The sequence below is a fragment of the Rhodococcus sp. DMF-1 genome (genome assembly GCF_021441945.1).
In the GTDB taxonomy this organism is placed as follows: domain Bacteria; phylum Actinomycetota; class Actinomycetes; order Mycobacteriales; family Mycobacteriaceae; genus Rhodococcus; species Rhodococcus ruber.
Window position 1 is genome coordinate 2,018,465 of the sequence record NZ_CP090442.1, and the last position, 23,073, is coordinate 2,041,537.

Annotated in this window: 24 protein-coding genes; 7 read left to right on the plus strand and 17 right to left on the minus strand. The window is 71.6% G+C overall.

The genetic code is table 11. From position 1 onward, the window contains the following. Window positions 1–53 precede the first annotated feature (53 nt). Complete coding sequence (locus tag LZP97_RS09200) at window positions 54–545, minus strand: TIGR00725 family protein (protein WP_003938253.1); 492 nt, start codon at window positions 543–545, stop codon at window positions 54–56. 106 nt (window positions 546–651) lie between these two features. On the opposite strand from LZP97_RS09200, the gene LZP97_RS09205 reads away from it, so the two are divergent. After that, window positions 652–1,554, plus strand: a complete 903-nt coding sequence (locus LZP97_RS09205) for an alpha/beta fold hydrolase (RefSeq protein ID WP_048771008.1) — start codon at window positions 652–654, stop codon at window positions 1,552–1,554. 8 nt (window positions 1,555–1,562) lie between these two features. Here the strand turns inward: LZP97_RS09205 and LZP97_RS09210 are convergent, their stop codons facing one another. The 3 genes from LZP97_RS09210 to LZP97_RS09220 all read right to left on the minus strand — a co-directional run bounded on the left by LZP97_RS09210 (window position 1,563) and on the right by LZP97_RS09220 (window position 3,587). Then, on the minus strand, window positions 1,563–2,183 hold the full coding sequence (locus tag LZP97_RS09210; protein ID WP_010594424.1) for an FHA domain-containing protein: 621 nt from the start codon (window positions 2,181–2,183) through the stop codon (window positions 1,563–1,565). Between the two features lie 20 nt (window positions 2,184–2,203). After that, window positions 2,204–2,506, minus strand: coding sequence for a chorismate mutase (locus LZP97_RS09215; RefSeq protein WP_010594423.1), 303 nt, complete (start codon window positions 2,504–2,506; stop codon window positions 2,204–2,206). A 91-nt stretch (window positions 2,507–2,597) separates the two neighbouring features. Then, entirely contained in the window at window positions 2,598–3,587 is a 990-nt protein-coding gene (locus tag LZP97_RS09220; protein WP_048771006.1) for a magnesium transporter, read from the minus strand. 85 nt (window positions 3,588–3,672) lie between these two features. On the opposite strand from LZP97_RS09220, the gene LZP97_RS09225 reads away from it, so the two are divergent. Next, complete coding sequence (locus LZP97_RS09225; protein WP_108754919.1) at window positions 3,673–4,083, plus strand: YchJ family protein; 411 nt, start codon at window positions 3,673–3,675, stop codon at window positions 4,081–4,083. Window positions 4,084–4,184: 101 nt separating this feature from the next. Here the strand turns inward: LZP97_RS09225 and LZP97_RS09230 are convergent, their stop codons facing one another. The 3 genes from LZP97_RS09230 to LZP97_RS09240 all read right to left on the minus strand — a co-directional run bounded on the left by LZP97_RS09230 (window position 4,185) and on the right by LZP97_RS09240 (window position 5,997). Continuing rightward, on the minus strand, window positions 4,185–4,415 hold the full coding sequence (locus tag LZP97_RS09230; protein WP_010594420.1) for a DUF6480 family protein: 231 nt from the start codon (window positions 4,413–4,415) through the stop codon (window positions 4,185–4,187). Window positions 4,416–4,516: 101 nt separating this feature from the next. Then, window positions 4,517–4,768, minus strand: coding sequence for a hypothetical protein (locus LZP97_RS09235; protein WP_010594419.1), 252 nt, complete (start codon window positions 4,766–4,768; stop codon window positions 4,517–4,519). A gap of 425 nt (window positions 4,769–5,193) precedes the next feature. Then, complete coding sequence (locus LZP97_RS09240) at window positions 5,194–5,997, minus strand: alpha/beta fold hydrolase (protein WP_010594418.1); 804 nt, start codon at window positions 5,995–5,997, stop codon at window positions 5,194–5,196. 146 nt (window positions 5,998–6,143) lie between these two features. On the opposite strand from LZP97_RS09240, the gene LZP97_RS09245 reads away from it, so the two are divergent. Beyond that, complete coding sequence (locus LZP97_RS09245; protein WP_010594417.1) at window positions 6,144–7,148, plus strand: helix-turn-helix domain-containing protein; 1,005 nt, start codon at window positions 6,144–6,146, stop codon at window positions 7,146–7,148. Here the strand turns inward: LZP97_RS09245 and LZP97_RS09250 are convergent. Further along, the gene (locus tag LZP97_RS09250) at window positions 7,114–7,782 is read right to left on the minus strand and encodes a TetR/AcrR family transcriptional regulator (RefSeq protein WP_010594416.1); all 669 of its coding nucleotides are present in this window, start codon (window positions 7,780–7,782) and stop codon (window positions 7,114–7,116) included. The two genes, LZP97_RS09245 and LZP97_RS09250, sit on opposite strands and share 35 nt — an antisense overlap. An 89-nt stretch (window positions 7,783–7,871) precedes the next feature. On the opposite strand from LZP97_RS09250, the gene treZ reads away from it, so the two are divergent. After that, window positions 7,872–9,617: a malto-oligosyltrehalose trehalohydrolase gene (gene treZ / locus LZP97_RS09255; protein ID WP_048771003.1), complete on the plus strand. Its 1,746-nt coding sequence runs from the start codon at window positions 7,872–7,874 to the stop codon at window positions 9,615–9,617. 4 nt (window positions 9,618–9,621) lie between these two features. Here treZ and LZP97_RS09260 read toward each other — a convergent pair whose 3' ends face one another. Further along, window positions 9,622–11,145, minus strand: coding sequence for an MFS transporter (locus LZP97_RS09260; protein WP_048771001.1), 1,524 nt, complete (start codon window positions 11,143–11,145; stop codon window positions 9,622–9,624). A gap of 95 nt (window positions 11,146–11,240) precedes the next feature. On the opposite strand from LZP97_RS09260, the gene LZP97_RS09265 reads away from it, so the two are divergent. After that, window positions 11,241–11,777: a TetR/AcrR family transcriptional regulator gene (locus tag LZP97_RS09265; RefSeq protein WP_003938240.1), complete on the plus strand. Its 537-nt coding sequence runs from the start codon at window positions 11,241–11,243 to the stop codon at window positions 11,775–11,777. 80 nt (window positions 11,778–11,857) lie between these two features. After that, window positions 11,858–12,121 carry a hypothetical protein gene (locus LZP97_RS09270; RefSeq protein ID WP_010594412.1) on the plus strand — a complete coding sequence of 88 codons (264 nt, stop codon included), beginning with the start codon at window positions 11,858–11,860 and terminating at the stop codon, window positions 12,119–12,121. 57 nt (window positions 12,122–12,178) lie between these two features. Here the strand turns inward: LZP97_RS09270 and ilvA are convergent, their stop codons facing one another. Further along, window positions 12,179–13,501, minus strand: coding sequence for a threonine ammonia-lyase IlvA (gene ilvA, locus LZP97_RS09275; RefSeq protein ID WP_010594411.1), 1,323 nt, complete (start codon window positions 13,499–13,501; stop codon window positions 12,179–12,181). A gap of 115 nt (window positions 13,502–13,616) precedes the next feature. Further along, window positions 13,617–14,051: a nitroreductase family deazaflavin-dependent oxidoreductase gene (locus LZP97_RS09280; RefSeq protein ID WP_010594410.1), complete on the minus strand. Its 435-nt coding sequence runs from the start codon at window positions 14,049–14,051 to the stop codon at window positions 13,617–13,619. A gap of 159 nt (window positions 14,052–14,210) precedes the next feature. Here LZP97_RS09280 and LZP97_RS09285 point away from each other — a divergent pair, with 159 nt between their 5' ends. Further along, complete coding sequence (locus LZP97_RS09285; protein WP_010594409.1) at window positions 14,211–14,435, plus strand: hypothetical protein; 225 nt, start codon at window positions 14,211–14,213, stop codon at window positions 14,433–14,435. 22 nt (window positions 14,436–14,457) lie between these two features. On the opposite strand, the gene dnaE is transcribed toward LZP97_RS09285, so the two are convergent. From dnaE to LZP97_RS09315, 6 genes are all read right to left on the minus strand, one after another. Further along, window positions 14,458–17,994, minus strand: a complete 3,537-nt coding sequence (gene dnaE / locus LZP97_RS09290; protein ID WP_010594408.1) for a DNA polymerase III subunit alpha — start codon at window positions 17,992–17,994, stop codon at window positions 14,458–14,460. A gap of 101 nt (window positions 17,995–18,095) precedes the next feature. Next, window positions 18,096–19,019 carry an EamA family transporter RarD gene (gene rarD / locus LZP97_RS09295; RefSeq protein WP_119699844.1) on the minus strand — a complete coding sequence of 308 codons (924 nt, stop codon included), beginning with the start codon at window positions 19,017–19,019 and terminating at the stop codon, window positions 18,096–18,098. 46 nt (window positions 19,020–19,065) lie between these two features. Next, a complete protein-coding gene (locus LZP97_RS09300; protein WP_010594407.1) occupies window positions 19,066–19,629 on the minus strand; it encodes a LemA family protein in 564 nt (187 codons plus the stop codon). A gap of 65 nt (window positions 19,630–19,694) precedes the next feature. Then, entirely contained in the window at window positions 19,695–21,473 is a 1,779-nt protein-coding gene (locus LZP97_RS09305; RefSeq protein WP_234575007.1) for a DUF2207 domain-containing protein, read from the minus strand. Window positions 21,474–21,519: 46 nt separating this feature from the next. Beyond that, window positions 21,520–22,149: a hypothetical protein gene (locus LZP97_RS09310; protein WP_082061290.1), complete on the minus strand. Its 630-nt coding sequence runs from the start codon at window positions 22,147–22,149 to the stop codon at window positions 21,520–21,522. A gap of 11 nt (window positions 22,150–22,160) precedes the next feature. After that, window positions 22,161–23,069 carry an RluA family pseudouridine synthase gene (locus LZP97_RS09315; RefSeq protein WP_017682382.1) on the minus strand — a complete coding sequence of 303 codons (909 nt, stop codon included), beginning with the start codon at window positions 23,067–23,069 and terminating at the stop codon, window positions 22,161–22,163. Between the last annotated feature and the right edge of the window lie 4 nt (window positions 23,070–23,073).

The window sequence follows — 23,073 nt, forward strand, 5'->3', positions numbered from 1 at the left end:
GGAGGTGGCACCCGCAGGGGTGGTCGAGAATCACCCTCGGGTGCGGGAAGTCCTCAACCGGTCCAGCCCGCGGTGGGATCGCGCCGCCACAGCAGGTCGTGGATGGCTTCGACGGCGTCCCCGGCGGAGGTGACGGCGAGCACCCCGGCGGCGGGCAGCGGCCACCCCCCGATCGAGATCACCGGGACCCCGGTCCGGACGGCGAGCGCGATCTCGCTGAGCGTGCCCCAGCTGCCGCCGACCGCGATCAGCGCCTCGCACGTGCGTACCAGCAGGGCGTTGCGCATCTCGCCGAGCCCGGTCGGAATCGACACGGTCAGGTACGGGTTGGCTTCCGCGCGGTCGTCGCCGGGGAGCAGGCCGAGGGTGGTGCCGCCGGCCTCGGCGGCGCCGCGCGACGCCGCGGCCATCACCCCGCCCAGTCCCCCGGTCACGACGACGGCGCGTCGCGCCGCGAGCAGCCCGCCGACCTGACGGGCGATCCGGCGTTGTTCGGCCGTGGCTTCCGCGGGCCCGACCACGCCGACGTACCGCTGCGCATCCATGACGAGATTGTCCACCACCCAGGGTGCAGAAGTGGCCCCCTGAGGTGAAATCCACCACCACCGGGGCTGCTCGTCCCGGCGCCGGCGTCCGTGGATCCTTGTCCGCATGTCCACCCTCCGCACCGAGCGCTTCGTGCGCCGCCACACGGTGATCGCCGACGACGGCGTGCCGCTCGCGGTCCACGAGCTCGGCGCGGCCGACGCGCCGCTCACCGCCGTGTTCGTCCACGGGCACTGCGGACGCACGGAAACCTGGTCGCCGCTTCGTGATTCGTTGATCCGGCGGTACGGGGCCACGCTGCGGATGGTGTTCTTCGACCACCGGGGTCACGGCGCGTCCGGCACTGCCGGGCCGGAGACGTACACCGTCGAGCAGCTCGGGCGTGATCTCGCGGCGGTACTGCGCGCGGTCTCCGCCGGTCCGGTGGTGCTGGTCGGCCACTCGATGGGCGGCATGACGATCCTGTCCTACGCCCGTCAGCATCCGCACGAGATCGGCACCCGCGTCGCCGGGGTCTGTCTCATCGGCACCGCCGCCGGTGATCTCGGGCGGTCGGGTCTCGGGCGTTACCTCGACAGTCCCGCGGTCGCGTTGTTCCACCGGGCGGTGCGACACGCGCCCGGCGCGGTGCAACGCGCGCTGCACCTGGGTGGGCGGGCGGTGCGGCCGCTGCGGCGGACGTCGCAGCGACGAACCCCCGGCTCCCGGTTGGCGGCTCTGATGGCGGTGCTGGCGAACGACACGCCGGTGGTGACGATGGCGGCGTTCCTGCGATCGTTCGCGGTGCTCGACGAGTCCGCCGCGTTGGCGGTGCTCGCCGCCGTCCCCGCGGTCGTGCTGTGCGGCTCGGCGGACGAGTGGACCCCGTTCGAGCTGTCGGCCGGTCTGGCGGAGCGGCTGCCACGCGCCGAGCTGGTGCGGGTCGACGGCGCGGGCCATTCGGTGATCACCGACCGGCCCGCGGAGGTCGCGCGGGCACTCGGCGGGTTGCTGCAGCGGGTCGGGTGAGCCGCCGGTCAGAGGTCGCGTTCGGTGATGACGCCGCTGTGGAGGGCGAGCTCGGCGAGCCGGACCCGCTTCTGGTTCTGCGGCAGGTCCTCGACCCCGAATTTCGCGAACAGCGCCCGCAGGTGGGTCTTCACCGCATCGACGCTGAGGAACAGTTCGGAGGCGATGTCCTGGTTGGATGCCGGGGTGGCGAAGGCGGCGCCGTGCTTGTAGGGCCGGCACAACGCGAGCAGGATGCCGCGTTGTGTCTGCGTCAGCGATCGCACCGTCGGCAGCTCCGACGCGACACGGGTCGCCTCGTCCGGGCCGGCGCCGATCTCCTGGAAGGTCAGGCGGATCGAGCCGATCCGGATGCTGTCGCCCTCCCGAAGCCGCCGGCGTCCCGTGATGCGTTCCCCGTTGAGGAACGTGCCGTTTCGGGAGAGCCCGTCGTCGAGGATGGTCCAGTGGGTGCCGATCCACTCCACGACGGCGTGCAGGCGGGAGACCTCGTTGTCGCCGGTGAAGGCCACATCCGACGTCGGGGCCCGGCCGATGGTGACGCGAGGCGAGCCCGGCGACAGCTCGAATCGATGCTGCCGCCCCTGCTTGTCGACGTATGTCAGACGCGATTCGGTGACGACGCTCATCACAACCTCCGGGGGCGGACTCAATCCTGCCCGCAGGTCGCGGTGTCGGCAAGGGGTTCGCGGCCCAACCGCAGCAGCGTCGCCGCCAGCGCCGTGCCGTCCCGGCCCAGCGCAGTGGTGAACCGGGTGAGCGCCGCCATCTCGCGGCACGCATGCACGGACGTCGTTCCGTGCCCGGCGCGGCGCAGCCGGCCGGCACGGTGGACGAGGCCGGTCCGGTACCGGATGGCGGCGACGATCTCGGCATCGATCCGGTCGATCTCGTCGAACACGCGATCCGGGTCGGTGTGGCTCGGGGTGAACCTCTCCGAGGTTGCGGTCACGGGGCCTCCACGGGTTGTCGGTCGGTGGTCTCATCGTGACCCGGTATCGTCCTGCGCCCCAAGGAACCCTGGGGTGGAGATCGCCCCACCCTCAGCCGAGGAGCAGCGTCACGGCCACGAAGTAGATGACGATGGAGAGCAGGTCCTGGATCACCGTCGCGAGCGGGCCGGACCCGAACGCCGGGTCCTTGCCCAGCCGTTGCAGCGCCCACGGCAGCACCATCGCCACGGTCGTCGCGATGGTGCTCGCGGCCAGCACGGCCGACGCCACGGCGACCGCGAGATCCCGGTTCCCGGTCATGAGCAGCACGGCCGGCAGCATGGTCGCCCCGAGGAGCGCCCCCACCGACAGTCCGGTCAGCACCTCCCGGCGCACGATTCGGCGGATCCCCACCCCTACCGAGAATCCGCGGATGACCAGTGCCTCGGTCTGCGTCCCGACGGCGTCCGCCAGGTACACGATTCCCGGCACGAAGTACGCGACGGCGAGGTCGGCGTCGAGTTCGGCCTCGAACACCTGCATCAGGCGGGCCGAGACCATGGCCCCGATCAGACCGACGACGAGCCACGGCAGCCGGTGCCAGGGCCGGCGACGGATTCCCTCGACGCTCGAGGCCCGCGCCGCCTCCACCGAGTGCGCGAAGCCGCCGATCCGGGCCATGTCCTGATCGTGCTCGTGCAGCAGCACGGCGAGCAGTTGTTGCGGCGCGATGAGGCCGCGGAACCGGCCGTGGCCGTCCACGACGGCCAGGCCCGGCTCGCCGTGCTGCACCGCTTTCCACGCGGCGCGTTCCTGCGCGGTATCCGGGTGCACCACCGGCGGATCCGGGTCCATGAGGTCGTCCATCCGGGCGGCACCGGGGGCCGCCAGCAGCCGTTCGATCGTGACGAGACCGGCGAGCGTCTCACCGACGAGCACGGCGACGACGGCGGCACTGTCGAAGCTGTGTTCCCGCATCCGGTCGAGCACGTCGGCGGCGGTGTCGTACGGCCCGGCCACCGGGACGGCCGCGAAGCTGTGGTGTAGCGCGGTGCCGGGACTGCCCTGTCCCCGCGCCGGTGTGGCGGCAGAATCGACCATGGTTCACCGTTCCTCCGACCGCGCTCGTCCCGGGCGTCGATCGTGCCACGACCGTCCGGTTCCGGGCGGCGGCGATAATGTGCCGGTGACTCGACGCCCGCGCTACCCCCGGCCCGAATCGTCCGCTCCGTGTCCGTGCGGCCGGGGTCTTCCGTTCGGCGACTGCTGCGGGCCGTTCCTCGCGGGTGGGGACGCGCCGACGCCCGAGCAGCTGATGCGGTCGCGGTACACCGCCTTCGCGGTGGGCGACGACGACTATCTGCGTCGTACGTGGCACCCCGACACCCGCCCGGCGCGACTGGATCTCGATCCGGCGCAGCGGTGGACCGGGCTCGAGGTGGTGCGCACGAGCGGCGGGTTCCTGCACTCGGAGGGGACGGTCGAGTTCCGGGCCCACTACCGCTTCGGCGGTCACGAGGACGTGCTGCACGAGCACAGCCGGTTCCTCCGTGAGGGTGGCCGCTGGTACTACGTCGGGGCGCTCGGACGACCCTGACGAGCCCGACCGTTCGGTGTCTCAGTCGTTCGGTGTCCCAGTCGTTCGGTGTCCCAGTCGTTCGGTGTCCCAGTCGTTCGGTGTCCCAGTCGTTCGGTGTCTCAGTCGAACAGGGCGAACGCGCGCGCCACGAAGAACGCCGCCACTCCGAGCACGATCAGCGCGATGAGCACGATCGCGAAGACGGGCATCACCCGGCTCGGGTTCGGTTGGGGATGCGACAGGCCGGAGGTCTGTCCGGCGTCGGGTGGGGTGTCTCCGGGCTGTACGCCCCCACCGGCGTCGAGGCCGGGCGCATCTTCGGGTCGGGGTCCGGGGTCCTGGTTGCTCAAGTGCGCTCCTGGTGTCTGCTGTACGGAAACAGGGCCGAGCGCAGCGTCTCGGCCCCGACCGCATACCCGGTTTCCGGCGGCGCAATCCTCACCCGTGGCCGTCAACCGAACGGACCGGGCAGGTGCCGCGAGAACCACACCGCCTCCCCGAACGGTTCCGCCGCCGCATCGAAGTGCCGGCTCACGTCGGTGAGGGCATCGATCAGTCCGCTCACGGCGATCTCGTCGGCGAGGGGCAGGGAGTCCCGGTCGAGCGCGTCGGCGGCCTCGACGATCGCCGCGATCTCCAGCACGAGATCGAACATCCTCTCGCGTGCCGCGCCGACCCGGGACGCGAAGCTGGCGTGGCTCATGGAACCCCTTCTCGGCAGCGTCATCTCCGGCGCACCGTCACCGACCCGTCGAGCCGGCGACGATCGCCGTCCGCACCCCCGGTGGGGGCGCGGACGGTGGAACCTGTCGGCCCCGGGTATCCGCCGCGCGGTGGTCCGAAACACGCCCGCCGTGCCGTCGGCGGGTTGTGTCAGCGTCCCCGGTTCGGCACCGGGGCACGTCGCACCGCCCGAGGTCGGCGTGGCTGCTCGGCGGGGTTATTCGGCGGGGCTTCGGTGGATCGAGGAACGTGGACACACTTATTCGGATAATTTTGATATTCCGTCTCGTATGGATTCGTGCCCGTACATCCCGATCGCTCCTGCCCGGTGCCCTCCCGCTGCTGTGCGCGAGCTCCGCACGGTTCAGGTCGCCGGGCGGCTGCCGCGCCCCTCCGACCTGCGGATCAGCCCTTCTCCGCCGCGGCGAAGTGCTTCCTGAGGTGCTCGGCGACCGCCTCCGGCTGTTCGAGTGCCACGGAGTGCCCTGCGGCGTCCACCGTGACGTGCCGGCCGCTCGCGGCGTCGGCGATGTTCGCCGACGAGATCGGCGGCGGGTACGCGTGGTCCTCGCTCCCGGCGACGGCGAGGACCGGCACGCGGCACCCGGCCAGCTCCTCGACGATCCGCCCGCGGTGGATGACGCCGTGGGCAGCGTCGCCGATGCGGGGTTCGAGCCGGGCGATCGCGGCGCGCCACGTGCTCGTCATCGAACTCTCCTGAGCGAGGCTCGAATCGCCGAACATGATGTACATGACCGTGTCGACGACGTCCGCCGTGCCGTGCTCGGTGAGATGCTCGACCAGCGGAGCGAACTCGGCGAGCTTGTGTTCCTCCTCCGCCGACGAACCCAGCGCGGCGGCCGTGCGGAGCAGTTCGGGGCGTCGCGCGGCGAGCCGCAGCGCGACGAACCCGCCGAGCGAGTTGCCGACGACGTGGCACGGGGCCAGACCGAGGTGTTCGATCAGGGCCGCCGCGTCCTCGGCGAGGACGTCGACCGCGAGTTCCGCCCGCGGCGCCGGGGCGCTCTCGCCCTGCCCGCGATGATCGTAGGCGACGACCCGGTACCCGTCGGCGGTGAACTTCTCCGCGAGCGCGTCGAACATCGTGTGATCGAAGAAGAGCGAATGGCTGAACACGATCGGCACTCCGTCGCGCGGACCGGCGTCGACGTAGGCGAGTTCCGTCCCGTTGACCGCTGCTCGCAGCATGGAAACCTCCTGGATCGGGCCACCGCGCTCCGGCTGTGGCGTTCGTCACTACACTGCCGACGAGCGTAGGGAGCGGGCGGGACGCAGCACTCGCCGATCCGCGCAGAGCACTGTCCGGCGCGCGCACGGCCGACGAGGAGGTCACGGTGGCAGCGGAGTACGAGGTGCGGTTCACGACGACGGGCCGGGTGCCGGAGCGCGACCGCGCCGAGTTCTGGACCGACCACGTGCGGTTCAACCACGGCACCCTGGACTATTCGTTCCCCGATCGGGACGAGCGTGCCCCGGCCGGCTTCGTCGGGGCCACACACGTGCAGCGCTGCGGCGGTCACCAGCTCGTCGAGTTCTGGTCCGATCGCATCACCTACGCGCGGACCGCCCGGCACGTCCGCGGGGACGACGACCGGAGCATGCGCTTGTTCGTGCCGAAGTCCGGTGCGCTCACCGTCGCCCACGGCGGGCACGCACTGCCGGTGCCCGTCGGGCGCGCGGCCCTGGTGTCGATGGCCCGCCCGTTCGAGCTCGTCCATGGCGCCCACGCCCGGGCGTGGGTGCTCACCGTCCCCGAGGGCTGCCTGCCCGATCGGGCCGTCGCCGACGGCCCGAGTGTGCTCGACCTGCGCCGCGGCGTCGGGGCGGTGGCGGGGACCATGACGCGGACGCTGGCCCGCGAACGCACGTCGCTGTCCGGCCCCGCCTTCGTCGCGATCAGCGCACGGGTGATCGAGCTCGTGTCCCTCGTCCTGGCCGATACCCACGGCCCCCTCCGTCCCGGTGGCCTGCAGGCGGTGGCCGAGGCGGCCCGGGCCTACGTCGACGAACGTTCGGACGACCCGGATCTGACCCCGGCGTCGATGGCCCGCGAGCTGGGCTGGTCGCTGCGCCAACTGCAGCTCGCGTTGCGGACGGCCGGCACCACGCCCGCGGAACTGCTCCGCGCCCGGCGGCTGGACCGCGCCCGCAGCCGCCTCGAGGATCCGCGCTGGAACGCGGTGTCCGTGGGGGGTATCGCCTTCGCGTCCGGCTTCGGTTCGCTCAGTGCGTTCGGCACGGCGTTCCGGGCCCGTTTCGGGACCACCCCGAGGGCGGTGCGGGCGGCCGGGCCCGCGGCCGCGCTCAGCGCAGGAGCGTCGCCCGCAGGGTCGCCGTGAGCCACGCCCGGTATTCGTCCACGTCCCAGCCGCAGTCGCGGCGCAGCAGGGCATGCACCTGCGGAGAACCCAGCGTGTAGAACACGTGCGCCGCGTGCTCCACGCTCACGTCGTCGCGCAGCAATCCGTGCCGGTGCAGCCCGTCCGCGATGGTGCGCGCGTTGTCCGCGGTCGCGCGCGCGTCCTCGTCGGCGAACCGGCGCATGTCCGGGTCCGCACCCGAGGACTCGACCGAGGTCATCAGCAGACCGCCGGCCCGCTCGAGCAGGTCGGCGCCGTAGCGGACGACCTGCTCGACGATGCGTTCGGCGTCCGAGCCCGCGGTTCCGGTCGCGACCCGTCCCGGACGTGGCCCCCGGCCCGGCGCGGGCTCGTCGCCGACGGCAACCGCGGACCCGCCCGCGACCGCGGCGTCGAGCGCCTCCCGGAACAGTTCGGACTTGCCGCCGGGGAACGCCGTGAAGACCGTGCGCACCGCCACCCCGGCAGCCTCGGCGATCTGCCTGACCGTGGTGCTGACGTACCCGCGGTCGACGAAGAGCCGGGCGGCGGCGTCGACGATCGTCGCTCGCGTCCGGCGCGCAGCCTCCTCACGCAGCGGTGAACTGTAGGCCCTCTTGGCATGCTGGGACATCGAACTCAGCTTATCAGCATCGGTTGCATCGGAACTGCAGCCGATTCCGGAGGTCTGCAGCGGCAGCGGCGAGCGGGCATGCTGATCGGGTGCACACCTTCGAGGTCTGGGCTCCGACCCCGCAATCCGTCCGGCTCCACGTCGACGGCACCGTTCACTCCATGCGCCGGGAGGACCAGGGGTGGTGGCGCACCGAGGTCGACGCCTCCCCCGGTGCCCGTTACGGCTTCCTCCTCGACGAGGACGAGACCGTGCTGCCCGACCCGCGCTCCCCGCGGCAACCGGACGGGGTGCACGGGCTGTCCCAGCTGCACACGCTCGACGAGCGCGCCTGGACCGACACGTCGTGGACCGGCCGGCAACTCGCCGGCGGGGTGGTGTACGAGTTGCACGTGGGCACCTTCACCGAGGAGGGCACCTTCGACGCGGCCGTCGCCCGGCTCGACGACCTCGTCGACCTCGGTGTCGACCTGGTCGAACTCATGCCGGTCAACGCCTTCAACGGCACCCGCGGGTGGGGTTACGACGGTGTGCTCTGGTACGCGGTGCACGAGCCCTACGGCGGTCCGGACGGCCTGCAGCGCTTCGTCGACGCCGCCCACGCCCGCGGCCTCGGGGTGATCCTGGACGTGGTGTACAACCATCTCGGACCGTCCGGCAACTACCTGGACCGCTACGGGCCGTACCTGTCCGGTGGGCAGGGCACCTGGGGTGCGTCGGTCAACCTCGACGGTCCGGACTCCGGCGAGGTGCGCCGCTACATCCTCGACAACGCCCTGCGCTGGATGCGGGAGTTCCACATCGACGGGCTGCGCCTGGACGCGGTGCACGCTCTCGTCGACCACACCGCCGTGCATCTGCTCGAGGAGCTGGCCGTCGCGACGTACCGGATGTCGGCGCATCTGGGCCGTCCGCTCAGCCTGATCGCGGAGAGCGATCTGAACGATCCGAAGATGATCTCGCCCCGCGCAGCCGGCGGTTACGGCCTGCAGGCGCAGTGGGACGACGACATCCACCACGCCGTGCACGCCGCCGTCTCCGGGGAGCGGCAGGGCTACTACGGCGATTTCGGTTCGCTCGACTGCCTCGCCCGCACCCTGCGGCACGGGTTCTTCCACGCCGGCACCTATTCGAGCTTCCGCGGGCGCACCCACGGGCGGCCGCTCGACACCGGGCGCGTCCCGGCGAGCTCCCTGCTGGCCTACACGTGCACCCACGACCAGGTCGGCAACCGGGCGGTCGGCGACCGGCCCGGCCACTACCTCGACTCCGGTCAGCTCGCCGTCAAGGCCGCGCTGGTGCTGACCTCCCCGTTCACCCCCATGCTGTTCATGGGCGAGGAGTGGGACGCGAGCTCACCGTTCCAGTACTTCACCTCCCACCCGGAACCCGAGTTGGCCCGGGCCACCGCCGAAGGACGTCGGCGCGAGTTCTCCGAGCACGGATGGGACGCCCAGGACGTCCCCGACCCGCAGGATCCGGAGACGTTCCGGCGGTCGACGCTGAACTGGGCCGAACGGACCGAACCCGCCCACGCACGGGTGCTCGACTGCTACCGGCAGCTCCTGGCGTTGCGCCGCGAACGCGCCGAGCTGACCGATCCGTGGCTCGAGCACCTGCACGTCGACTACGACGAGGACGAGCGCTGGATCGTGCTGCACCGCGGCAGCCTGCGCGTGGCGTGCAACCTCGGACCCGACCCGGTCACCGTGCCCTTCGGCGGGGCTCCCCTCGTGTGGTGGGAGCCGGTGGTGGTCAACCGGACCGCCTCCGCGACCCTCGTCCCGGGGCATTCGTTCGTCGTTCTCGACGCCGCCGCTGCACCTCGGACCTGACGGGTCATCGCGGGCTCAGCATCCGCAGGGTGAGCACGGCAGTGGCCGCCAGAATCGCCGCCGTGGCGGCCGCGGCACCGTGGGTGCCGGCGACGAACGCGGAGCGCGCCGACTCGAGGAGGATCTCCGCCTCGGCCGCCGGCAGGCGGCCGGCCGCGGCGACGGCGCCGCCGAGGGTATCGAACTCGTGGTCCCCACCCGGGACGCCGAGCCGGGACCGGTAGACGGCGGTGACGACGCTGCCGAGGACCGCGACACCGAGGGCGACACCGAGCTCGTAGGCCGTCTCCGACACCGCGGACGCGGCGCCGGCCCGGTCGGCCGGGGCGGCCCCGACCACCAGGTCGGTGGTGAGGGTCAGCGCGATGCCGACGCCCACGCCGATGAGGACGAAACCGGCGACGAACACGCCGGCTCCGTGCGCGGTGTCCAGCGCCAGGAGCACGGCGGCGCCCACGGCTGCGACGGCCAGGGCACCCGACAGGACGGTTCCCACCGGCAGGCGCCGCACGAGCCAGGCCGCGCCGAGTGCGGACAGGGCGCTGGTCGCGGTGCCGGGGAGCATCAGCAGACCCGCCTCCAGCGGTCCGACTCCGAGGACCAGCTGCAGGTACTGGGAACCGAAGAACAACACCCCGGCGAGGGCGAAGATCGACAGCAGATTGGTCGCGACGGCGGCCGAGAACTCGCGGTGCCGGAACAGCGTGAGGTCGAGCAGCGGATCCGCCGCGCTCCGCTGGCGACGAACGAACGCGACGGCGGCCGTCAGACCACCCCCCAGCGCGACCAGCGCCGCGACGCGGGGGCCGTGCAGCGCGGTCTCCTTGACCGCGTAGACGATCGGTACCACGGCCAGCAGGGACAGGGCGGCTCCCGGCAGGTCGAAGCGGCCCGGGTGCGGATCCCGCGATTCCGGGACGAGGAACGGCGCGGCGACCACGAGGACCGCCATGATCGGAAGGTTGATCAGGAACACCGACCCCCACCAGAAGTGCTCGAGCAGCCAGCCGCCGACGAGCGGGCCGGCGGCGGCCCCGCCGCCGGCCATCGCGCCCCACACGCCGATGGCGACGGTCCGCTCCCGCGGATCGGTGAACATGTGCCGGATGAGTCCCAGGGTGGCGGGCATGAGGGTGGCGCCCGAGACACCCTGTAGTGCCCGCGCCACGATCAGCAGCTCGGGACTCGGCGCCCACGCCGCGAGCACCGACGCCGCGGCGAAGCCGACGGCACCGATCAGCAGGAGCCGGCGTCGGCCGACGCGGTCGCCGAGCACGCCCATCGTCACCAGCAGACCGGCCACGGCGAACGAATACACGTCGATGATCCACAGCAGCTGGACCCCACTCGGGGCCAGATCGGCGCTGAGGAAGGGCAGGGCGAGGTCGAGAACGGTTGCATCGACCGCGATCAGCAGCACGGCACCCGCGAGCACCACCAGGCCCGCCCAGGTGCGCACGCCGGCCTGCGCATGCCCGGTTCCCGCGTCCGCCGGGTGGACCGGCGGCATCTGCCCGGTGTTCGTCATCCTTCGTCCCTCCACACTGAACCGTCCAGCCGGTACACAAAGTACGGTAGCACCTACCGTCCGGACGGTACAGAAACGGACGGTAGGATCGGGCCATGGCCTCCGACACACGCGACCGGATCCTCGACGCCCTCGAACGCACCCTCGTCGACGTGGGGGTCGCCCAGGTGACGCTCGAGGGCGTCGCGGCCGCCGCAGGGGTATCGAAAGGCGGTCTGCTGTACCACTTCCCGACCAAGGAGGCGATGCTCGCCGCCATGGTGCGGCGCCTCGGCGAACGCGGCGACGCCCGACTCGCCGACGCCGTCGCGGGCGGCACCCCGGTCGCGGAGTGGTACCTCGCCGACCCGGACGAGACCGGCGACTCGGCGGAGATGGACCTGTTCCGGTCCACGGTGGCCGCCCTGCGCAGCGCCGACGGCCGGCACGACGACGTGCACCGGGCGGTCGTCGAGGTGCTGCGGTCGTGGGACGAGGGGCTGCGCGCGGAGATCGACGACCCGGTCACCGCCGAGATCGTGCGCCTCGTCGGCGACGGCATCTACCTGGGCGCGATGCTCGGCCTGCCCAAGCCCGACCCGGAACTGCACAGGCGCGTCGTCGCCCGGCTCCTGGGGACGAAGAACCCTTGATTGTCGCCGACCGTCCCGAGTACGGTCAAGAGTAGTCGGGGAATCTTCCTGCACGCACACGCTTCTCGGGGTGTATTTCCATGAAACTCCGGACTGCCACCGTCGGCGCACTCCTCGCCGCCACCCTCACTCTCGCCCCGGCCGGAGTCGCGGCCGCGGCACCCGCCGACGCCCCGGCGCCGATCGGGATCACTTGGGAGCAGACCGATCACCGCAACGACTGGGATCGCCGCGACCACCGCGACCGCCGGGACCACGATCGCGGCTGGGAACGGAACCGGTGGGGTCCGCCGGCCCCGTGCTGGTGGTTCGGCCCCTGGCTGGTCTGCGCCCCCTGGCGCTGAGCGGCCGCCGCGGACCGCGGCGGGGGACGGCGCTCCCCCGCCGGGATCCCGTCCGGCTCAGGTGAGATAGCGGTAGGCCGGCGAGCCCGGCTCGAGCCGCTGCGCCTCGATCGGCGAGAGGTCCATCCGCGCCAGCAGTGACGCCAGACCGTCGGCCGTGCCGAGTTCGATGCCGACCAGCGCCGCACCGAACTCCCGGTTGTTGCGCTTGACGTACTCGAACAGGGTGATGTCGTCGTCGGGACCGAGCACCTCGTCGAGGAACCGTCGCAGCGCCCCGGGCTCCTGGGGGAAGTCCACCAGGAAGTAGTGCTTGAGACCGCGGTGCACCAGAGAACGCTCGATGACCTCCCCGTAGCGGGAGACGTCGTTGTTGCCCCCCGAGATCAGGCACACCACCGTCGCACCCGGCGCGACGGTCAGCCCCTCGAGCGCGGCGACGGACAGCGCCCCCGCCGGCTCGGCGATGATGCCCTCGTTCTGATACAGGTCGAGCATCGCCGTGCACACGGCGCCCTCGTCGACCTGGGTCATCCCGAACGGCCCGGTGCCCAGGCCGTCGTTGCGCAGCGCCGCGACCAGCGGCAGGTTCGCGTGGGAGACGATCTCGGGGCCGAGCCGGGAGACGACCGCGTACGGCACGTCGCCGACCCGTTTCACGGCGGCTCCGTCGACGAACGGATCCACTTCCGGCAGGGTCACCGGCCCGCCCGCGACGAGGGCAGCGGTCATCGACGCCGCCCCGGCCGGTTCCACCCCGACGATCGAGGTGTGCGGCGACTTCTCGTGCAGGTACGCCGCGATGCCGGCCAGGCAGCCACCGCCGCCGACCGGAACCAGCACCAGGTCCGGCGCCGCCGGCAGCTGATCGAGCATCTCCCGGGCGATGGTGCCCTGACCCGCCGCGGTGCGGGCGTCGTCGAACGGCGCGACCATCGTCGCGCCGGTCCGCGCGACGTCCTCCGCGGCCGCCGCGGCGGCCGCGTCGAAGGTGTCACCCGTCGGGATGAGTTCGACGAACGCCCCGCCGTGCGCGCGGATCCGGTCCCGCTTCTGCTTAGGGGTCCGGGTGGGCACGTAGATCCGGCCCCGGACCCCCATCGCCCGGCACGAGTAGGCCACGCCCTGTGCGTGATTGCCGGCACTGGCCGTCACCACACCCGCCTCGCGTTCCGCCGGGGAGAGCTGCGCCATGACGTTGTAGGCGCCGCGCAGCTTGTACGAGCGCACGCGGGTGAGATCCTCGCGCTTGAGATAGACGTTCGCCCCGGTGAGGACGGAGAGCCGCTCGCTGTACTCGAGCGGTGTGGGGGCGACGACCGCGGAAATTCGCTCCGCCGCGGCCTCGATGTCGGCCACGCTCAGGGCGGGCAGGTGCATCGGATCAGCGGTTCGCGAAGTAGTGGTCACCTACCCATGCTGCCACTACCGACCCGGAACCCCCAATGCGGGTTTCGCCACTGCGTCCGCTGCCGCGGCCGCCGGACCCCGCGCGCTACCGGGGCTCGAGGACGAAGACCGGGATCTCCCGATCCGTCTTCTTCTGGTACTCGGCGTAGTCGGGGAACGCCTCGACCGCACGCCGCCACCACAGGTCCTTCTCCCTGCCGTGGACCTCGCGGGCGGTCATGTCCCGGACCGTCGGCCCGTCACGCAGTTCGACGTGCGGATCCGCCCGGACGTTGAAGTACCAGACCGGATGCGTCGGGGCACCACCGAGCGAGGCGACCACCGCGTACACCCCGTCGTGCTCGACCCGCATCAGCGGGGTCTTCCGGAGCTTGCCGCTCTTCGCTCCGCGGCTGGTCAGCACGACCACCGGCCGGCCGTTGAGGGTCGTGCCCTCGGTGCCGCCGGAACCCTCGTACAGCGCCACCTGATCGGCGGCCCACTGGGACGGACTCGGTTCGTATTCTCCGGTGAGAGGCATGGCTCCAGTCAACACCGGCGCGCACTCCGCCGCAGCGCACCGGGCGGATCCGTCCGCCCGGGTCCGACATCACCCCCGCGATCGGCAAAGTTCGGTGGCCCGAACACAAGTCTGCGAGTAGCCTGGTGAACGGATTCCCCGAGGCGCACGGAGGTCGAGATGACGACGGATTCGCCCGCTCGCGTCCGCCGCCGGCCCGCGTCCGTCGACGTGGCCGGAACCGCATGGCCGCTGTACAAGCTCGAGGCGCTCGTCGCGGCCGTCCTGGTGCTGCTGGCGCTGTTCGCGATCACCGCGGACGCGCAGACCGCCGTGCTCGCCGCCGCCGGCACCGCCACCGTCGTGTGGTGGGCCCGCCTGCTGCACTACCGCCGCGAGCCCTGACCGCCCCCGTCCCGGGAGCCGGTCACGTCGCCAGGCAGGCCGGCCCGAGCAGGGCTTTGAGATCCCCCATCAGCGCAGACGAGGGCTCCACCCGCAGGCTGTCGTCCACCTTCAGCACGGTCACCTTGCTGCCGGAGATCAACCGCACGTGCACATCCGAGGTACCCGGGTGGCGGGTGAGCACGCTCTTGAGCGCACCCACCTTGTCAGGGGTGCACAACCGGGTGGGCATCGACACCGACAGCGGCTTGGCCACCCCCACCTGAGACAGGTCGGGCACGGCAAGATCGTTGGCGATCAACGAGATCCGGTCGTCGCGGACCGACACCCGGGCCTTGACCAGCACCACGGAGTCCTCGACGACGTCCATGCCGTACACGGAGTAGGACTGCGGGAAGAACAGCACCTCGATCCCGCCGGCGAGGTCCTCGAGCTGAGCCGACGCCCATGTCAGGCCGTTCTTGTTGATGCGGCGGTTCACCGAGGCCAGGATGCCGCCCACGGTGACCTGGGCGCCGTCCTTGATCGCGCCTTCGAGGATGGTCGGGATCGCGGTGTCGGCCTGCTGGGCGAGGACGTGCTCGACGCCGTTGAGCGGATGCCCGGACACGTACAGTCCCAGCATCTCCCGTTCGAGGGCGAGCTTGTGCTTGGTATCCCATTCCTCCTCGGGGATCTTCACGTTGAACACCGAGGTCACCGACTCGTCGGCATCCGCGCCGCCGAACAGGTCGAACTGCCCGATCGCCTCGGCCTTCTTGGTGCCCATCACCGCGTCGATCGCGTCGGCGTGCACGAGCATCAGGCCCTTGCGGGGATGGCCGAGCGAGTCGAAGCCCCCGGCCTTGATCAGCGACTCGGTGACCTTCTTCGAGCACGCGAGAGCGTCGATCTTGTTGAGGTAGTCGGAGAAGTCGGTGAACCGGCCCTTCTCCTCCCGCGCGCGGATGATGGACGCGACGACGTTGGAGCCGACATTGCGGACCGCGCCGAGGCCGAATCGGATGTCCTCCCCCACCGACGCGAAGTCCACCCGCGACTCGTTGACGTCCGGCGGCAGCACCGTGATCCCCATCTTGCGGCAGTCGGACAGGTAGACCGCGGCCTTGTCCTTGTCGTCGCCGACCGACGTGAGCAGGCCCGCCATGTACTCGGCCGGGTAGTTGGCCTTGAGGTAGGCCGTCCAGAAGGAGACCAGGCCGTACCCGGCGGCATGCGACTTGTTGAACGCGTACCCGGCGAAGGGCAGGATCGTGTCCCACAGGGCCTTGATCGCCGGCTTGGAGAAACCGTTGGCGAGCATGCCCTCCTCGAAGCCCTCGAACTCGGCGGCGAGGACCTCGGCCTTCTTCTTGCCCATCGCGCGGCGCAGGATGTCGGCTCGTCCGAGCGAGTAGCCGGCCACCTTCTGAGCGATCTGCATGATCTGCTCCTGGTAGACGATCAGACCGTAGGTGTCGGCGAGGATGTCCTTCAGCGGTTCCTCGAGCTCGGGGTGGATCGGCTTGACCTCTTGCCGGCCGTTCTTGCGGTCGGCGTAGTCGTTGTGGGCGTTCATGCCCATCGGTCCGGGCCGGTACAGCGCGAGCACGGCGACGATGTCCTCGAACCCGGTCGGCTGCATGCGGCGCAGCAGATCCCGCATCGCGCTGCCGTCGAGCTGGAACACGCCGAGGGTGTCGCCGCGGGCCAGTAGCTCGTACGTGGGCGGATCCTCGAGCGGCAGCGTGTCGAGGTCGAGGTCGATGCCGCGGTTGTTCTTGATGTTCTCGATCGCGTCGCCGATGACGGTGAGGTTGCGCAGACCGAGGAAGTCCATCTTCAGCAGGCCGATGGCCTCGCACGACGGGTAGTCCCAACCGGTGATGATCGCGCCGTCCTGCGCCCGCTTCCACAGCGGGATGGCATCCATCAGCGGTTCGGAGGACATGATCACCGCGCACGCGTGGACGCCCGCGTTGCGGATCAGGCCCTCGAGGCCGAGCGCGGTGTCGTAGATCTTCTTCACGTCCGGGTTGGATTCGATCAGCGCCCGGACCTCGGCGGCCTCCTTGTACCGCTCGTGGTTCGGATCGGTGATGCCCGAGACCGGGATGTCCTTGGCCATGATCGGCGGCGGCAGCGCCTTGGTGATCTGATCGGCGATGGCGAATCCGGGCTGGCCGAACTGCACGCGGGCCGAATCCTTGATCGCGGCCTTGGTCTTGATGGTGCCGAACGTGATCACCTGGGCCACGCGGTCGGCCCCCCACCGGTCGGTGGCGTAGCGCACCATCTCACCGCGGCGGCGATCGTCGAAGTCGATGTCGATGTCGGGCATGGACACGCGCTCGGGGTTGAGGAACCGCTCGAACAGCAGACCGTGCGGGATCGGGTCGATGTTCGTGATGCCCATCGCGTAGGCGACGAGGGAGCCCGCGGCCGAACCGCGGCCGGGGCCGACGCGGATGCCGACCTCGCGAGCGTGGCTGATCAGGTCACCGACGACGAGGAAGTAGGCGGGGAAGCCCATCTCGTTGATGACGCCGATCTCGTACTCGGCGCGGGTGAGGTACTCCTGCGGCACGCCGTCCGGGAATCGCCGGTCGAGCCCGCGCAGAACCTCCTCGCGCAGCCACGTCGCCTGCGTGTGCCCCTCGGGGACGGGGAAGATCGGCATCCGGTCCCGGTGGGTCCACACCTCCTTGTAGGGCTGGACCCGCTCGGCGATCAGGAGCGTGTTGTCGCACGCGCCCGGCACCTCGTCGTCCCACAGCGCCCGCATCTCCGCGGCGGACTTCAGGTAGTAGCCGTCACCGTCGAACTTGAAGCGGGTCGGATCCGAGAGCGTCTTGCCGGTCTGGATGCACAGCAGCGCCTCGTGGTTCTCGGCGGCGTCCTTGGTGACGTAGTGGCAGTCGTTGGTCGCCAGCGGCGGGATGTCGAGCTTGCGGCCGATGTCGAGCAGGCCCTCACGGACCCGACGCTCGATGGACAGGCCGTGGTCCATGAGTTCGAGGAAGAAGTTGTCCTTGCCCCAGATCTCCTGCCACTTCGCGGCCGCCTCGAGCGCTTCGCGCTCGTGGCCCAGACGCAGCCTGGTCTGGATCTCCCCGGACGGGCAACCGGTGGTGGCGATGATGCCCTCGGCGTGGTGGGCGATGAGATCCTCGTCCATGCGGGCCCACTTGCCGAGCTGCCCCTCGATCGACGCGAGCGACGACAGCTTGAACAGGTTGCGCAGCCCGGTGGCGTTCTCGGCGACCATCGTCATGTGCGTGTACGAGCCCGAGCCGGAGACGTCGTCGGATTTCTGGCTCGGGTCGCCCCACTGCACGCGCTTGGTGCTGAACCGCGACTCGGGCGCGATGTAGGCCTCGATGCCGATGATCGGCTTGATGCCCTGCTTCTCGGCGACGTTGTAGAACTCGCTGGCGCCGTACATGTTCCCGTGGTCGGTCATCCCGACCGCCGTCATCCCCAGCCGCTCGGCCTCCTTGAACAGGGGACCGACCTTCGCGGCTCCGTCGAGCATCGAATACTCGGTGTGGTTGTGCAGATGAACGAACGAGTCAGCCACGCGTGCCTCTCCCGGAAGGTCTGTGAGCATCCCGAGTGTAGGCCCCCGCGGCGACGGGATCGGACCGCCACACCGGCCCGGACGGCGTGTCGTGACCGGTGTTACTGCGGTGCACTCGAGGGGACCGGCTCGAGCGTCCCGCGAGCCCGGCGACCCCGGGCCACGGCGTCGGCGGTGAAGATCGCGAGCGCGATCCAGATCAGCCCGAACCCGATCCAGCGGGAGGCGGGCATGTCCTCGTGCAGGACCAGCACACCCCACGCCATCTGCAGGCTCGGCGTCAGGTACTGCAGCATGCCGAGGGTGACCAGGGGAACCCGCTGGGCGGCCGCACCGAACAGCAGCAGGGGCAGCGCCGTGACGAGCCCGGCCGACACGAGCAGCAGCGAGTGCCCGGCGCCGTGACCGAGGAACGTGCCGGTGCCGGTGACGGCGAGGAAGATCAGGTAGCCCGCCGCGAAGGGCACGGCGACGACGCCCTCCCCCGTCAGCGAGGTGCGCGGGTCGAGCGGCACGATCTTCTTGATCACCCCGTACAGGGCGAACGAGAACGCGAGGGTGAGCGCGATGATCGGCGGCCGCCCGTAGTCCACGGTGATCACCGCCACCGCGGCGGTCGCCACGAGCAGCGCCGCGATCTGCGCGCGGCGCAGCCGCTCCCGGAAGAACAGCACCCCGAACAGCACGCTGACCAGCGGGTTGACGAAGTAGCCCAGTGCGGTTTCGACCACCCGACCCGAGACCACGCCGTAGATGTAGGTGCCCCAGTTGACGGCGATGGCCGCGGAGGCCGCCGCGACCAGCGCCCACACCCGCACCTCCAGTCCCCGCAGCGAGCCGAGCCGGCCGAGGACGGCGAGCAGCAGCAGCATCGCCAGCAGCGTCCACAGCACCCGGTGGGCGAGGATCTCCACGGCTCCGGCGGGTTCGAGCAGGCCGAAGAACGCGGGGAACATCCCCCACGTCAGGTAGGCGCCGAGTCCGAACAGGATGCCGGTGTCGGGGCGGGATGCGGTGCTGCTCACCAGTCAACGGTAGGGCGGGCGGATGCTCCGGAGCGCGCCGGGGCGATCAGAACGACACGGTCGGCGGCAGTTCCGTGCCCGCCGGGGCGGTGTAGAACTCGCGCTCGCGCACCCCTGCCGGCCCTGCGAAGAACATCCACGGGATGGTCTTCAGCGACGTGTTGAGCCGGCCTGCGGCGTCGTTGTAGTACTGGCGGGCGAAGGCGAGCTGGTCCTCGGTCTCCCCCAGCTGACGCTGCAGGTCCAGGAAGTTGGCCGAGGCCTTGAGGTCCGGGTAGTTCTCGGCGACGGCGAGCACGTCGAACATCGCCTTCTCGAGGCGCGCGTCGGCCTGGGCCTTCTCCGCCACCGTGCCGCCGGAGGCGGCCCGCGACGTGGCGGTGCGCGCGGCGGTGACCTCCTCGAACACGCTCTTCTCGTGCGCCGCGTAGCCTCGCACCGTCGACACGAGATTCGGCACCAGGTCGGCGCGCCGGCTCAGTTGCACGTCGATGCCGCCCAGGGCCTCCTGGGCCAGCACGTCGGCGCGGCGCAGCCGGTTGAACCCGACCACGAACACGGCGACGAGCACCACCACCAGCACGACGACGATCACGACTGCGGTCACCATGGGACCGCCCTCCTTCCGCTGCCCGGCACCGGTGCGGGCGCGCCGGTGCCTCGTTCACCACTCGGTCACCAGGAGCCGCCGCCCCCGCCGCCACCACCACCGCCGCCGCCGCCACCGCCCGACGACGAGGACTGGGACGCGGTGTACGCGCCGATCGACGACGACAGGGCCGACTCGAAACTGTCGAATCCTCCTGCCCCGGAAGCGAATCCGTGCACTCCGACCGGATACGGGTACCACGCCGGCACCGGTGGCTCCGCCCCGGTGACCGTGCGGTACTTCTCCGCCCACTTCTCGGCCACGCCGAAGGCGACCGCGTGCGGAATGTAGCGGGTGTAGAGGTCCTGTTCCGCCGAGAACCGGTAGCGGTCCTCGCTCGACGGGGTCACGAGCATGCGCCGGAACCCGCCGGCACGCGACCACAGCTCGCGGCCCTTCGCGGTGCGCCGGGTCCCCGCCTCCGGGCGCAGCAGTTCCCAGCCCCCGAACACGAACGCCGCCGCCGGCAGGCCCCACATGCTCGGCCACACCGGCACGGCGAACCCGGCCACCGCGAGCACCAGCGCCAGCACCACCGCCGCCTTACCGAGGCGCTCGCGCGTGGACGGGGCCACCAGACCCTCGTTGCGGGCCCAGATCCGGCACTGGGACGCCAGCTCCGTCGTCGCCTTCGACAGCCGTTCCCCCGCCGACTTCGAGCCGTCGGCCCGCAGCACCGCCCCCGGGTACGAGATCTGCAGCGCGTCGCCGACCGCCCGGGTCACCGGATCGGTCGCCGCCCACGTGTCCGCGGAGGCGACGCCCCGGACCTCCCACACGTCCGACTTCTTGCCGGTCCCGGCGGGACGCAACTCGACCAGCCCCTCCTCTGCGGCGTACAGCAGCGTGGCCGCGAGCGGTGCAGGTCCGGGGCGTTCGGAGGCGACGTAGACGGTCTGCACCGGTCCGAAACCGTCCGGCGGCGCGTACAGCACCGGCAACCCCGGCTCGGGTTCGCGGGCCGTCCAGGCCCATCGTGCGGCGGCGGCGAACGCGAGGAGACTCGACGCCGCGACCAGGGCCACGATCGGCGCCGACCGGCCGACGATCGGATCCCAGGCGACCGACCAGGGCACCGTGCTCCGGGCCGGGGCGTCGAGCCCGAGCCCGATGCGCACGTTCATCGCGGTGCGGGGTGCGAGCCCGGTCACGCCGACGGACACGGTGTCGGTGCCGGCCCCGCCGAGGACGCAGGTCGCCCCCGGCGCCGCACATTCGACCACGCCCGACGCCGCGGGCAGCCGCACCGTGATGTCGGCACGGTCGACGGCCATCTCCCACCCGCCGGGTACCACGCTCCAGTGGAAGACCGATCCGACCGGGGCCGCCGTCCCGGCGGCCGTGTCGAACGTGCCGGCGGCCGCGCCCGGCGGGTCGAGGACCCCCTCCGTGGTGTACGCGAGGCGATAGGTGTGGGTGCCCGGCTCCAGGTACACGTCGGGGTCGCCGATCTTCGCGACGACGAGTCGGCGGCCCTGCTCCCAGCTCGTCTCGTACGGCTCGGGCTCGCCGTCACGTTCGACGGAGACGATCTCGGGGATGTGGCGCACGTGCGGGTCGGCGCCCGTGGTGACGTCCCAGTACCGGAAGATGCCGTGCCGGTCGGCCGGAAAGTCGACCGTGACGGTTTCGGTGGCGGTGAGGCCGCCGTCGGCGTCGACGGCGTAGTCGACGCTGTAGTTCGTGATCCGCGCCGGATCCGCCGCCTCGGAGGCCTCGCCGGTGTCGAGCCCGGCGAGCAGCGGCCACAGCAGACCGGCCGCGGCGAGCAGCGCCACCACGAGGTACCCCAGAACCCGTGCCACGGCGTCACCGTACCCAGTGGCGACGCGCCTGTCCCGCCGACCGGGCTCAGGGCTCGCCGTCGTCCGGTCCCGGAGCGACGACGTCGACGTGCTCGGGCAGCAGCGGGTTCACCGAGAACGCCCCCGCGACGGCGTCCGGCGGCAGCAGTTCGACGGCGCGGACGCCGGGGGCGGCGGCGAGCTCGGTCGCCGCCGCCGGCGCGACGCGCACCACGACGCCGACGACGCAGGCGCACCCGTCCGCGAGGCGATCGGCCGAGACCGCGGCGACACGCGCGGCCCGGTCGGCGCCGGCCGCCTGGCGCAGTCGGCCCGCCGCGACGGCAGGCGCACGCCGCAGCGCCTCCGGGTGCTCGGGCACGTCGACCGCGACCAGCGGGGTCTGCACCCGCTCGATCGGGACGCGGAACAGCACCTGCGCGATGCGGGGGTCTCCCGGCAGCGCCGCCGCCTGCTCGACCGGCACCGGCGCAGTGAAGGAGACCAGTGCCCACCGCGGTTCGCCGGTGGCGGACTCGACGCTCGCCTGGGCGCGCGCGAGGTAGCCGGCGACCGCCTCGCCGTGGTCCGGACCGAGCGTGTCGGTGCGCACCGTCGCCGGCCGGGGCGGGGTGAGCAGTCCGGCCGCGAGCACCGCCAGCAGCAGTGCCGCCGTCGCCGCCCAGGGCAGGGACACGCGCCGCACGGTCAGGCGCTGCGCAGCACGGCGAGCGCGTGCTCGAGGTCGGCCGGGTACTTGCTGGTGATCTCGACCCAGCGTCCGTCGGCCGGGTGCGCGAACCCGAGAGAGCGGGCGTGCAGCCACTGGCGTTCGAGACCGAGCCGCTCCGCCAGGCGCGGGTCGGCGCCGTAGGTCAGATCCCCGCAGCAGGGGTGGCGCAGCGCCGAGAAGTGCACGCGGATCTGGTGGGTGCGGCCGGTCTCGAGGTGGATGTCGAGCAGGCTCGCGGCCTGGAACGCCTCCACGGTGTCGTAGTGGGTGATGCTGGGCTTGCCGTCGGCGGTGACGGCGAACTTCCAGTCGCTGCTGCGGTGCCGGCCGATCGGCGCGTCGATCGTGCCGCTGCTCGGATCGGGGTGTCCCTGCACGAGGGCGTGGTAGCGCTTGTCGATGGTGCGCTGCTTGAAGGCCCGCTTGAGCACCGTGTAGGCACGCTCGGACGTCGCGACGACCATCACTCCGGAGGTTCCCACGTCGAGCCGGTGGACGATGCCCTGCCGTTCGTGGGCGCCGGAGGTGGAGATCCGGAACCCGGCTGCGGCCAGGCCGCCGATCACGGTCGGTCCGGTCCAGCCGACGCTCGCGTGCGCCGCGACGCCCACGGGCTTGTCCACCGCGACGATGTCGTCGTCCGCGTAGAGGATCTCCATGCCCTCGACCGGGGTCGCCTCGATGGTCAGCGGCCGCGGCGGCTCGGGCAGTTCCACCTCGAGCCACGAACCGGCGGACAGCCGGTCCGACTTTCCCGCGGCGGCGCCGTCGACGAGGACGGCACCCTCCTCGGTCAGGGCGGCGATCGCCGTGCGCGACAGGCCGAGCAGCCGTGCCAGGCCCGTGTCGACCCGCATCCCGTCGAGCCCGTCGGGGACGGGCATCGCC